Below are 12,922 nucleotides of genomic sequence, written 5' to 3' on the forward strand. Positions count from 1 at the left end.
AAACACCTTTCATAAATGAAATTTTTAATGCTGTCATCATGTATGTTCAATGTGAAAAATAAATATTCTTTTCTATTATTATTGTATGGGCATTTTTATTAAAATGTGTTTTTTTTTAATAAAAGACACACACTTCATTGTGTGTGTTCGTCTATCGTATAAGTTGGGGCGAAATCTTCTTGCAAAAGCCAAACAACATTTAAGAGCCTGTCCAGTTCTTGACTACAATTCACTGTTTTTTGAGAAGTTATTCCATAGCGCTCAGCAAAATACATCATTTTTTCACGTTTTTTTTCAATGGCTTGCTCAAACATAGAATCGGCTCCATCTCTTTATAAATTTTATGTATATATGTAGTACATATTATACAAAAATTCCATAAAAAAGAAATGCATTCGATAAAAAAAGTAAAAATTCTACATTTTATTCCAAAATAGTATTTTGGGTTGTAAAAAATAAAGAATTTTGTAAAAATTAAAATGGATTGGCAGGGTTTTTTTGAAGGAATGCGAATACAATTACAGTGTATGAGTTTTAGGATGGAGAGTGGAAATCGTGCGATTTGTGACGGTGAAGAAGGAAGAAAAAGTATTTGTTGGTATTGTGGATGAGCACGAAGAAAAGGTGCTGCATATGAGAGAAGCACAAAGGCAAAAAGGCGAAAAGATTACAGTTCCTATTACAATGTTAGAGTGTATCGAACAAGGAAGTACCTTTATTGAAAAGGCAACAGAAATTGTAAGCTGGGCAAAAGAGAATGAAACAACAGCATATTATTCCATGCAGGACATTAAAATATTAGCACCTATTCCAAGGCCGAGAAAGAATATTCTTTGCGTCGGAAAAAACTACCGTGATCATGCGATAGAGATGGGCGGAGAAGAAGCCGTTCCGAAAGATATCATGATTTTTACAAAGGCGCCAACGACGGTTATTGGAAACGGGGAGAAAATTCACAGTCATCCGCATGCAACGAATGAACTAGATTATGAAGGTGAGCTCGCAATTGTAATTGGAAAACGTGGAAAACAAATTACGAAAGAGAAGGCACTTGAATATGTTTTCGGCTATACAATTGTAAATGACGTAACGGCTCGAGATATTCAAAGAAAACATAAACAATTTTTCTTAGGAAAAAGTTTTGATACATTTTGTCCAATGGGGCCATATTTAGTTCATAAGTCGGGAATTGAAAATCCAAACGAATTAAACATTGAAACAAAAGTGAACGGGGAAGTTCGTCAAACTTCAAATACTGCAAATATGATGTTTTCGATAGAAGATATTATTTCGATCGTAAGTAAAGGGATGACGTTAGAGCCTGGGGACATCATTGCGACTGGAACACCAGCGGGAGTTGGAAAAGGATTTACTCCGCCAAAGTTTTTGCATGCTGGTGATGAAGTGATAATTACGGTACAACATATTGGAACACTTCAAAACGAAGTTAAATAGTAGTTTCTCCATTTGGCTCATCCCTATATTATTTGCATTTCATAATGCTGAGGAATATTATTTTTTTCCTGAAATAAAATATTTACAGCCGATTCGTATGGAAGAAAGTGCAGGACAAAAACAATATTTTTTCATTGCGTTATGTATATTGACAACTATTGTTTTTCTGCTTGTATGTATTCATACTATATTAAAAAAGAAATTCACACTTTATCTATTACTTGTTACGCAAGCAATGATTTTTATGAATGGGTGGTTTCATGTAGGCGTGGCGATTGTAACAGAAAGATACGTTCCAGGATTGGTAACAGCATTGGTATTGATTATCCCTTTTTCATTGCTTTGGTTTCGGGAAGGGATAAGAAGTGATTGGTGGAAGTTGAAACCTGTGATTGTCTCCTGTGTAGTAGGTGTATTGCTTCTACTTCCGGTTATTGCTGGTATATTACTTTTCTCAAGAATGATTGTTTCATAAAAAACAAGCTGCCTCGTAAAAGGCAGCTTGTTTTGATTAAGATAATACCGCTTTAATTTTTTGGAATGCCCACTCTAAATCTTCTTCAGAGATTACAAGAGGTGGTGCAATGCGGATTACATTTTCATGTGTTTCCTTACATAATAACCCTGATTCTTTTAATTTTTCGCAGTATGGACGAGCAGGCTCGTTCAATTCGATGCCGATAAATAATCCTCTGCCGCGGATTTCTGTAATCATTGGGTTGTCAATTTCTTTTAATTGTCCTACTAATTTTTCCCCTAATTGAAGAGAACGCTCTGTTAATTTCTCATCTAGTAATACATCAAGAGCTGCGATAGAAACAGCACATGCAAGTGGATTACCACCGAATGTAGAACCGTGAGAACCTGGCTCGAATACGCCTAAAATGTCGCGGTTTGCAGCAACGCAAGAAATCGGGAATACACCGCCCCCAAGTGCTTTACCAAGTATGTACATGTCCGGAATTACGTTATCCCAATCACATGCAAATAATTTACCAGTACGGCCTAAACCAGTTTGGATTTCATCAGCTACAAATAATACATTCTCTTCTTTACAAATATCATATGCTTGTTTTAAGAATCCAGCTGGTGGAATGTTAATGCCAGCTTCACCTTGAATTGGTTCTAAAATAAATGCAGCTGTATTTGGTGTAATTGCAGCTTTTAACGCTTCTAAATCACCGTAAGGAATGACAACAATGCCAGGAAGCATTGGGCCAAAGCCGCGCTTGTATTCTTCATTAGATGACATAGAAACAGCGCCCATTGTACGACCGTGGAAGTTATCTTCACAAACGATAATTTCAGCTCTGTTTGCTTCAACTTTTTTCACATCATATGCCCAGCGGCGTGCTGTTTTGATTGCGGTTTCAACAGCTTCCGCACCTGTATTCATTGGAAGTACCATATCTTTATGTGTTAATTTCGCTACTTTTTCGTACCAAGGACCTAATTGATCACTATGGAAAGCACGAGAAGTTAACGTAACACGATTAGCTTGTTCGATTAACGCATTAATAATTTTCGGATGGCGATGTCCTTGGTTTACCGCAGAGTATGCACTAAGTAAGTCCATATAGCGATTTCCTTCAGGATCTTCTACCCAAACACCTTCCGCTTGAGAAATAACGATTGGAAGCGGATGATAGTTATTTGCACCGTATGTGTCTGTTAGTTCGATAATATCTTTTGTTTGAATCATGATTGTTCCCCCTTTTGTTATTACAAGAAGTTTGTAAATACTCTAAATATTATATCATTTAAATTGGAAAAAGCGAAACATTTCCTGAAAAGAAATGGTCGTGGTATCATATAGTGTGAGAAAGTGTGAAAAAGAGGAGGTAGGGATACATGACACACATGCATATTACAGCGTGGGCATTAGGGCTCATTTTATTCTTTGTGGCGTATTCAATGTATACGGCAGGGAGAAAAGGTAAAGGCGTACATATGGGGCTTCGTCTTATGTATATCATCATTATTGTAACTGGTTTCTTACTATATCAAGGCATTATGAAAACAGCGACAGGGAATGTACATATGTGGTATGGCTTAAAAATGTTAGTTGGTGTTTGGGTGATTGCTGCGATGGAAATGATTCTTGTGAAAACGAGTAAGAAGAAACCAGCAGGGGCGTTTTGGGCTCAATTTATTATTGCGCTTGTAGTTGTATTATATCTTGGATTACGATTACCGATAGGTTTTGATCTATTTTAGTAAAGGAAAACCACCTTATTTTACTCGTGATGAGAGAAATAGGGTGGTTTTTTTTCATTTCATTGAATATGTAATTCCTCGCCATTCGTTTTTATAAACTTAAATATATTTTTATTACAAGTAGAAAAACGAACGTAATGATGTTGCAGCGAGCAAATCATTTCCTCGTTATCAAATAATAGGAGGTTTACACCTTCACAAGGCTGATCTTTCGGTTGAAACGATAAGAAATTATGGCAATAAATACAGTCATATAGAGAATAATTGAATGACTGCAATGTTTCTGCAAATAATGAAAATGTAGAATCAGATAGTTCTTCTAACCATTCATGATAACTAAGCAGTAATTTTTTGCGAATTCGTATCAATTCTCCATTTTGCAGTGGATGATGTTCATCTGCGATTTTTAATATATTTTGTTCGTAGAATCTTGCTGGCAGCCAATTGTTGTTATATAAAACTTCAAACCCATCTTCAATAATATCATCAAGCAAAAATGCTTCATCATTTTCATCATCAAAGAATATCCACTCATTGTTTATATATTCCACATTCCCAATTGTATGAGCACGTGGCTGATTATACAAAATATGTTTGCGTTGTTTCATTCGTGATTTCTCCTTTTATCAAAGTACTTATTCTTGTTATGGACAGTTTAGTCGTTCTTTATAACTATGGAACCCATAAAGAAAGTTGGGCATAGAATAAGAACATGCTTCATACAGTGAATTTTTTATTCAGGCGGAGAAATTTCGTCTGAATCTTTAGCCCTCACCAATTAGGCATTTACGTGTAGTTGTTTCATCTCGGCCTTTTTGGTTCTATTTGGGTTTTGAACGGAGTAAAGTTATACGGATATAGGATAGGAAGGATGATTTATATGTGCGGGATTACAGGTTGGATTGATTATAAGCGGTCGTTAGAAGGTGAAAGAGAGACGGTTACGAAGATGGCAGAAACACTTGCGAAGAGGGGACCAGATGATACGAATGTCTGGGTAAAAAGGCATGTTGCTTTCGGGCATAAACGGTTAATTGTAGTTGACCCTGAGGGCGGAAAACAGCCGATGACATGTAGGTGTATGAAAGAAGAAGAGAATTACACAATTTGCTATAATGGGGAGCTTTACAATACAGAAGATATTCGTAAAGAATTGCTGAGAAGAGGTTATACGTTTAAAGGGCATTCTGATACAGAAGTGTTATTAGCATCTTATATAGAGTGGAAAGAAGAATGTGTCGATCATTTAAATGGGATATATGCATTTGCAGTTTGGGATGAGAAAAAAGAACAAGTGTTTATTGCACGGGATCGATTAGGTGTTAAACCATTATTTTACAAATATGATAATGGGAGATTATTGTTTGCCTCAGAATTAAAAGCTATTTTAGCTCATCCGGATGTCAAGACAGAAGTTACGACAGAAGGACTATCAGAAGTATTTGGATTAGGACCGTCTCGAACGCCTGGGCATGGTATTTATGGGGGAATGCAAGAACTTCGTCCGGGGCACGCTCTTACATTTTCAAAAGATGGATTATGTATATGGAGATATTGGAATGTTGAAAGTAAAAAACATGAACATTCATTTGAAGAAACAGTAGAACAAGTACAGTTTCTACTCAAGGATGCAATTACAAGACAATTGGTTTCGGATGTGCCCTTATGTACATTTTTGTCAGGCGGGGTAGATTCAAGTGCCATTACTGCATTTGCAGCAATGGCATATGAAAGAGAAGGGAAAGGAAAATTGCATACGTATTCGATTGATTACGAAGATAATGAAAAATATTTTAAAGCGAATGCGTTTCAGCCAAATTCCGATGCACCGTTTATTGATTTGATGACAGAAACATTCGGTACGATTCATCACCGCTGTGTGATTTCCAATGAACAGTTAGCAGCGTATTTAACAGAAGCGGTACTCGTGCGTGATTTACCTGGTATGGCAGATATCGATTCTTCATTATTATGGTTTTGCCGAGAAATTAAACAGGATTTTGTCGTTGGTTTGTCGGGTGAATGTGCCGATGAAATCTTTGGCGGTTATCCGTGGTTTTACAGGGAAGATGATTTACAATCAAGCGCATTTCCATGGATGCGTTCTACAGAGGCGCGCGAGCAACTTCTGAAGAAAGAATGGCGTAATAAATTAAACTTAAGGGAATATGTACAGCAGCGCTACGAAGAATCGATACAAGAAGTACCGGTTTTAGAAGGAGAAAGTGCAATTGAAGCAAAAAGGCGGCAACTGTTTTATTTAAATATGGTTTGGTTTATGACAACATTATTAGATAGAAAAGATCGAATGAGTATGGGGGCGAGTCTAGAAGTCCGTGTTCCATTTGCAGATCATCGCCTTGTCGAATATGCGTGGAATATTCCTTGGGAAATGAAAATGTATAAAAACCGCGAAAAAGGTCTGTTGCGTAAAGCATTAGAAGGAGTATTACCAAACGATATATTATATAGAAAGAAAAGCCCGTATCCGAAAACACATAATCCGCATTACACAAAAGCGGTCACTGTGTGGTTGGAGGATTTACTAACAGATAAAAATTCTATTTTGCATGAGTTGTTTGATAAACAGCAATTACAAGGATTGATCCAATCAGGAGGAAGTGCATTTCAAACGCCATGGTTTGGTCAGTTGATGACAGGACCGCAGCTATTGGCGCACTTAGCTCAAATTCACGTTTGGTTTAAGGAGTATGGAGTGAATATTAAGGAATAGGGAAAAGCGGCTTACAATTATTGTGAGCCGCTTTTTGCGATTATACAGAGTTCTATCTTTGTTGCTATTAGTCGGTTGGTCGATATCTTTAAAAAACGCTGGTAAAATTTCATTCACCAATTTACACTAACAATCTAGAAAATCGGTTTACAGAGACTGTAAGCCGATTTTGCTATTTCACTTGAATATAAACATATTTATTATATTTTCCATCTTCCGTCGTTGCAGTTAAAACAACGCGCCCGGGTTTCAATGCTTTTACATAAGTTGCACCATTTTGGTTTTCAAGTGCAGCGATGCTAGGGTCACTGCTTTTCCATGTTATGTTTCTATTTGATGCATTTTCAGGAAGAACGGAAGCAGATACAACTTTGGAATCTCCTTGTTTAAGCTGGAAAGATCGTTCGGCTACTGTGATTCCTGTAACAGGCACATGATTTGGTTCAACAGTAACTTTACATGTTGCTACATATTCACCAGTAGCAGTTGTTACAGTGATTGTTGCCATACCAGCTTTTTCAGCAGTGATAATTGCCTTGTCATCCGTTGCTTTTATTGTTGCGATAGTTGGATCATCACTTTTCCAAGTCAATTTTTTATTTGTAACATTAGGATTAATCTTTGCAGTGATTTCAAACGATTCTCCTTCTTTTAAGGTATGTTCCGACTCACTAAGTTTAATGCTAGTTGAGAATGTTTCTAATACATTTTCAGGCACTGTTGCATCCCAAGTTGCTGGTTTGTTTGAGCGTAGTGCTTGCGCGACGATCGCTGCTGTATCCATATTTGTCATTGGGTCAGTAATGGTTGTTTTTGCTGGAATTCCAGGACCATTTGCAGCCCAGAAAATCGTTTTTTCTTCAGGAGATTCTCCGCCGTGACCGTAGCCTTTCCCGCCGTGATCTGTTGTCATAATAATAAGGCTGTCTTCTAGTAAACCAGCGTCACGAATTGCATCTAATACAACCCCTACATTTTTATCTGTTTTTTCAATTTGTTTCACATATGCCGGGCTACCGTAGCCTTGAGAATGACCAGCGCCATCAATATCGTCAAAATGAATGAATGTGACTTCCGTATCTTTTCCGTCCGTTTTAATATAATTTGCGATTTTTGGTGCTAACTGATCATCTCGAACAGACTCTAAGTGAGCACCTACGGATTGTTCGATAATCCCTATATTAATTGGATTCCATGCAGAGAATGAAGCTGTTTTTGCATATGGTCGTTCTTGTTTTAGTACTTTCATAAATGATGGATAAGGTGAGTTTTCAGGATATGCTTGGGATCCTGCGGTTGTATTATTGATATTTGTTTTATCAGGTGTTACCCCGTGTAAGATTCCGCCCCAGTTTTGAGCACTAATTGTTGGAGAAAGAGCTTTCGCATTGTAAGTACTTACGCCGCTCTCAATAAAATTTTTAATGTTAGGAGCATTTGCATCTTTGACAGCAATACCAGCTCCGTCTAATCCGATAATAAAGATATGTTTGTACGGATAATTTGTAGATTGTTTTAGTCGTTCCTCAAGAGGAAGTGTATCTTTTTCATCAATTTTTCCGTCTCCATTTACATCAGCGTGCTTAATTTTATTCCAGTTTTGACTATTTTCATCAGATCCAATGTATTGTTTTACAAAGTTTACATCACTTTGTTCGAGCAAACCATCCCGTGTTACATCTAAAGAATTTGTAACAGTTAGTTCTGCATTCGCGACTTTTTTTCCGTCTTCAGAAATAGCTTGAATAGTTGTTTTTCCTATGCTTTTTCCAATTACTTTTACTTTTCCATCTATCGTTTCAACGTTTGCGATGTCTTTATTACTACTTGTCCAAGTTACATTTTTATTTGTTGCATCTGACGGTTTGATATCGGCTTTTACATATGTGTAACCATCAACGTTTAAATGAACAGTTGGTTGGTCAATTGAAATATCAGTAACAGAGATAGGAGGAGCAGACTGATACATCTTTTGCACATCTTCAGCTGTTACGGCTTTTTTTAGAATCGATACTTCATCTAATGCCGCATTGAAGTTGTTTCCGAATAAGTTTCCTTTGCCATCGACACCGATTTTTGTTGTGTAATTCGTATCGATTGTACCTTTCATTTTACTAATATCAATTTGTTTTTCTAACTTGCCATCTTTATAAATTGCAGCATATCCATTACGGTCATGAGAAATTACAATATGATGCCAAGCATTATCAGCAACATTTCGGATAGAAGCATCAAGACGAGAGCTACCAGATGTTTTGAAATTCCAAAGGAGGGATTTATCCTTTAAGCCGATAAACCAGCCTAAATTCCCGCCGCTTTGCCAATCTTTATTTGAAATAATAGCCGGGTCAGCGTTCACACCTGATGATCTCACCCAAAAGGCTACTGTGAAGTTTGTGTTTTCTCCAAATTTTAATTGCGGTGTATCTCCTAAATCGATATAAGAAGCATTTTTCTGTGATGTTGATTTGAAGTTGAGAGCTTTATTTACGCGTCCATCTGTAAAAGAAGGGCTTCCATTTTTATATGAAACACTATGATTGGAAGCGGAACTATCATTGAGATTTTCTTCAAATGATAGCTTCATAATTTCCTCAGAAAGTTGTTCTTGCTGCGCTTGTATTGCTTCATTAGGTGCTTCTGCTAAAACGTTAAATGGAATTGTAGTGGATAGGATTGTACTCATTGTAAGGGTAGAAATCAGTACTGCTTTTTTAATAAAAGGCTGTTTCATTATAATTCCTCCTCATATGCTTGTTAGAATTCAACGGTTATCCCGCATTGACGGACAGTAAGACTGCCACCTCAAAGTTCGGCAAAAGAAAGAAGTTAGGCAGGAGATCAACTGTCCGTAAAAGCCCGATTGGTGAAGGCTAATAATCAGTGGGGATGAAGAGACCCTACACTGATTAAAGTTCCACTTTATCCGTTTGCTTTTCTAAGTTACATAGTAAAGCGCAAATTTTGAGGAATCATAACTGCAATATTGAGAATTTTTTAAGGTGATGTGAAGTTCCACAGTTATTGGGGATCATATACATCTATCAATTCACGACTTATTTTCATTCGAAAAATTTGTGGCAGGGTAGATTTAGAGAATGTTGACCCTCCATCTATTTTTTATCACTCAAAACATAGCGTCTGTAAAGGTTTATTAAAACAAAAGTGTAACGAAAAGGTGATTTTAATTACTGTTAAATGATTTTTGTTTCGGATAGATAAAAAATATTTCATTTTCGTTACAAAAATGTATTGATTATATTAAAACATCGTAATATAATTCTGCTTGTGGAAATAAAAACTAAAATTATTCATTATTTGGGGGATATGGAAAATGAAGAAAACTATTTTGCCAGTTTTAATGTCTGCAATGTTTGTAGTTCCTGCAGTATCTCATGCTGAAAATCAAGAAGCTGTAAAACAACTTGCTCCAAAAGCAGAACAGGCAATGCAGAAAACAGGTTGGGTAAAAGAGGGGAATACATGGTATTTCTATGATCAAAATGGTGTGAAGAAAACAGGTTGGTTAAGTGATGGGGGAAAATGGTACTACTTTGATGGAAACGGAAAAATGAAAACTGGTTATATTGTAGATCAATATGAAGGTTACTTACTAGGAGCAGACGGTGCGATGTATGCCAATAACGGTTGGGTTCAGTATGGTGGAAAGTGGTATTATGTACATCAAGGCGGAAAGCTACACCACGGATTACTTGAATATAATGGGAAAACTTATTTTTTAAATCCAGATAATGGGGAAATGTTTACGAAAGCTTGGATTGGAGAATATCGTACAGGTAACTATTTTCTCGAAGATGGATCCATGGCAATAGGTTGGACTTTAATTGATAATAAGTGGTACTACTTTAATGATAAGGGGCTTAGTTATAATGGTTGGCTAAGCTATAAAGGAAGCTGGTACTACTTTATTGGTGGTAAGATGCAAACAGGTTGGATTGAAGATAATGGGAATTGGTACTATATGAACGCAGACGGAACGATGAAAACAGGGTGGTTAAAAGATAAGGGTACGTGGTACTACTTAAATGCAAATGGCACAATGAAAAGCACAGCAAATGGGTGGAACGAAGGTTGGTTAGATGAAGGAGGAAAGCGTTACATCTTTGATGATAGTGGCGCTATGCGGACAGGGAAATTAGCTGAAGGCGGTACTATTTGGCACTTTAATTCAGATGGTTCAATGGTAACAGGATGGAAACAACTAGACGGTGAATGGTATTACTTTGATGATGAAACTGGTGCAAATAAGCAAGGATGGTTTAGTTATAATGGAAAGTGGTATTACTTTTTTGATGTGATGAAAACAGGATGGATAGAAGATAATGACACATGGTATTACATGAATACAGATGGAACGATGAAAACAGGATGGCTACAAGAAAATGGCGCATGGTATTATTTACAGTCTAACGGTGCAATGGCAACAGGGAAACATTTCATTGATGGAAAATGGTATTCATTCAAAGATAATGGCGCTATGATGTAACGAAAGTTTTTTATGAGTATGTAGGATACTAGATACATATTTTAAGAGATTTTTACAATGAAAGAAGACACTTGTGAGAGTGTCTTCTTTTTCATTATTTAGCAAACACATGATTACCAATTACTGCAACAGTTTGACGCGTGGTAATCCATTTGTCAGTAGAAGTTTTTGGATTATAGAAATAAAGCCAATCAGAATCACTTCCTTTCGTAGAGATTGCTTCCTCTACTGCCATTCTTGCTTCATGGGTTGCTGGTTGATTAATCCTTCCATCTGTAACCGGAGTAAAGGCATAGCCATATTTAATAGGTTCATAAATTACATCGGTAATTGTATTTGGAAATTCTGTTGAATTAACGCGATTTAATATAACTTTTGCCACTGCAACTTTCCCAGCGTAAGGCTCTCCTCCGGCTTCGGCAGTAACCAAACGAGCCATTAAGTCCATTTCTTGTTCTGAAATGCCTGTCGTAATGATTAAGTGTTGACCTGCATAAATTCGGTCACCGTTTGTATGGTTAGCTTGTTTAATGGCTTGTATGGATACATTGTATCGTTTTGCGATAGCTCCTAATGTATCCCCGCGTTGAACTTGATAAACAGCTTGAGCTGAATGATTGGAAACTGCTACATCTTTTTGCGATGTAGATTCGCTTGAGGAAGGCGAGAATGGAATGGTTAACTGTTCTCCAATATAAATTCGATCATTCGTCTTATGATTCGCTTGTTTCATTGCCTGAACTGAAACTCCATATTGGTTACTAATATCCCAGAGAGTGTCATTCTTTTTAACAGTATAAACCGTTGCGGCATCGGCCACTCCTTGATTAGATACGAGTGTAATTGTTGCAGCAGATATAGGCAGCAAATGTTTCATCTTATGTAACTTCATCGAAAAAAACCTCCTGAAAATCGTTGAGATAGACTTAATTTGAATATAAATGCATAAATTCGTATAATTATTGCTAATTTATGGTTAAGTCATTTATATACTAACAAATTGAAAGAGTATCGTCATTAATTGTATATCAATATTTAAACGATATAATTGAAGTCGAATATTGCAATGGGATTATATACCACTAATTATTTGTATACATCTTTTATTCATTTTATTGTGATTTTATAATATTAAACTTAGTGAGTCTTATACCATTCGTTTTCGTAGCTGCACCTAAGGAAAGATGAAATATATGTGGAAACTTGGTGTCTCTATTCATTAATCCGCCGCTTTGACGATTGGTCGTCTTGTATAAAGACGCTACCGAATTTCTAAATTGTTGTATCCTTTTTGTTGAATGAGAGGAACTGTTTTTGTTAGGTCAGAAATAGTAGAATTCCCCACTTCAAGATTATGTAGAGGTAGGAATCAATTATTAAATAAATCAATCCTCGATAATTAGTAGGATGTTGAAAGAGAAAATAATTTCAAAAGAAAGGAGATATTTTAATATGACAACTTCAGAAAAAAATGTAAGGATTTGCGATAAAGGACACAAATATTATAAAAGTAGCGATTGTCCGACCTGCCCGACTTGTGAGAAAGAACGCAAACCTGATCATGGATTTCTTTCTTTACTATCGGCACCAGCAAGACGAGCGTTGGAACACAATGGAATTACTTCTTTGCAACAACTATCAACATATAGTGAAAAAGAGATTTTACAATTTCATGGTATGGGACCAGCATCTTTACCTAAACTTAGAACTGCTTTGCAGGAGAGTGGGTTATCATTTAAAAATTAAATGCCGAGAACGAGTATACTTACAGAAATGTATAATATGACTACCGAAGTATTAAAAATAAGACACATGAATAAAATGCCTGGCTTAATTGTAGCTTTAAAATAAAGTTTGAACAAATTAATGAGAATGGCGCTGATAAAAGACAAATAGAAAGAGCATGTTTTGAAAAAAGATTAATCAAAATATGCTCTTATTTCATTTAATTGCTCAAATGTTTTATAAAAAGTTTGATTCATTCACTGTTCCTTATTCTACTAACGCGC

General features: G+C 36.3%; 11 protein-coding genes. 6 read left to right on the forward strand and 5 right to left on the reverse strand.

The features are described from left to right. Positions 1-134: 134 nt before the first annotated feature. The gene (locus KFD70_RS07725; protein ID WP_336450947.1) at positions 135-314 is read right to left on the reverse strand and encodes an aspartyl-phosphate phosphatase Spo0E family protein; all 180 of its coding nucleotides are present in this window, start codon (positions 312-314) and stop codon (positions 135-137) included. A 241-nt stretch (positions 315-555) separates the two neighbouring features. On the opposite strand from KFD70_RS07725, the gene KFD70_RS07730 reads away from it, so the two are divergent. Together KFD70_RS07730 and KFD70_RS07735 are read left to right on the forward strand one after the other, a co-directional pair. Next, positions 556-1,455 carry a fumarylacetoacetate hydrolase family protein gene (locus KFD70_RS07730; protein WP_431613095.1) on the forward strand — a complete coding sequence of 300 codons (900 nt, stop codon included), beginning with the start codon at positions 556-558 and terminating at the stop codon, positions 1,453-1,455. After that, on the forward strand, positions 1,427-1,930 hold the full coding sequence (locus KFD70_RS07735) for an HXXEE domain-containing protein (protein WP_336450949.1): 504 nt from the start codon (positions 1,427-1,429) through the stop codon (positions 1,928-1,930). Before KFD70_RS07730 ends, KFD70_RS07735 begins: the two co-directional genes overlap by 29 nt. Positions 1,931-1,966: 36 nt before the next feature. Here KFD70_RS07735 and rocD read toward each other — a convergent pair whose 3' ends face one another. Next, positions 1,967-3,157 carry an ornithine aminotransferase gene (rocD, locus tag KFD70_RS07740; protein ID WP_336450950.1) on the reverse strand — a complete coding sequence of 397 codons (1,191 nt, stop codon included), beginning with the start codon at positions 3,155-3,157 and terminating at the stop codon, positions 1,967-1,969. Between the two features lie 149 nt (positions 3,158-3,306). Between rocD and KFD70_RS07745 the strand changes: the two genes are divergently transcribed. After that, positions 3,307-3,672: a YisL family protein gene (locus KFD70_RS07745; RefSeq protein ID WP_336450951.1), complete on the forward strand. Its 366-nt coding sequence runs from the start codon at positions 3,307-3,309 to the stop codon at positions 3,670-3,672. A gap of 59 nt (positions 3,673-3,731) precedes the next feature. Here KFD70_RS07745 and KFD70_RS07750 read toward each other — a convergent pair whose 3' ends face one another. Further along, positions 3,732-4,280 carry a DUF2777 domain-containing protein gene (locus tag KFD70_RS07750; protein ID WP_336450952.1) on the reverse strand — a complete coding sequence of 183 codons (549 nt, stop codon included), beginning with the start codon at positions 4,278-4,280 and terminating at the stop codon, positions 3,732-3,734. Between the two features lie 272 nt (positions 4,281-4,552). Between KFD70_RS07750 and asnB the strand changes: the two genes are divergently transcribed. Beyond that, positions 4,553-6,406 (forward strand): asparagine synthase (glutamine-hydrolyzing), encoded by a 1,854-nt coding sequence (asnB, locus tag KFD70_RS07755; protein ID WP_336450953.1) that lies wholly within the window; start codon positions 4,553-4,555, stop codon positions 6,404-6,406. Between the two features lie 172 nt (positions 6,407-6,578). Here the strand turns inward: asnB and KFD70_RS07760 are convergent, their stop codons facing one another. Further along, positions 6,579-9,140: an Ig-like domain-containing protein gene (locus KFD70_RS07760; RefSeq protein ID WP_336450954.1), complete on the reverse strand. Its 2,562-nt coding sequence runs from the start codon at positions 9,138-9,140 to the stop codon at positions 6,579-6,581. Between the two features lie 600 nt (positions 9,141-9,740). Between KFD70_RS07760 and KFD70_RS07765 the strand changes: the two genes are divergently transcribed. Continuing rightward, positions 9,741-10,913, forward strand: coding sequence for a cell wall-binding repeat-containing protein (locus KFD70_RS07765; protein WP_431613096.1), 1,173 nt, complete (start codon positions 9,741-9,743; stop codon positions 10,911-10,913). Positions 10,914-11,007: 94 nt separating this feature from the next. Here KFD70_RS07765 and KFD70_RS07770 read toward each other — a convergent pair whose 3' ends face one another. After that, the gene (locus tag KFD70_RS07770) at positions 11,008-11,805 is read right to left on the reverse strand and encodes a LysM peptidoglycan-binding domain-containing protein (protein ID WP_336450956.1); all 798 of its coding nucleotides are present in this window, start codon (positions 11,803-11,805) and stop codon (positions 11,008-11,010) included. A 560-nt stretch (positions 11,806-12,365) separates the two neighbouring features. On the opposite strand from KFD70_RS07770, the gene KFD70_RS07775 reads away from it, so the two are divergent. Further along, positions 12,366-12,659, forward strand: coding sequence for an RNA polymerase alpha subunit C-terminal domain-containing protein (locus KFD70_RS07775; protein ID WP_336450957.1), 294 nt, complete (start codon positions 12,366-12,368; stop codon positions 12,657-12,659). Positions 12,660-12,922 lie beyond the last annotated feature (263 nt).

It is taken from the genome of Bacillus pfraonensis (assembly GCF_050768835.1).
Lineage (GTDB): Bacteria > Bacillota > Bacilli > Bacillales > Bacillaceae_G > Bacillus_A > Bacillus_A pfraonensis.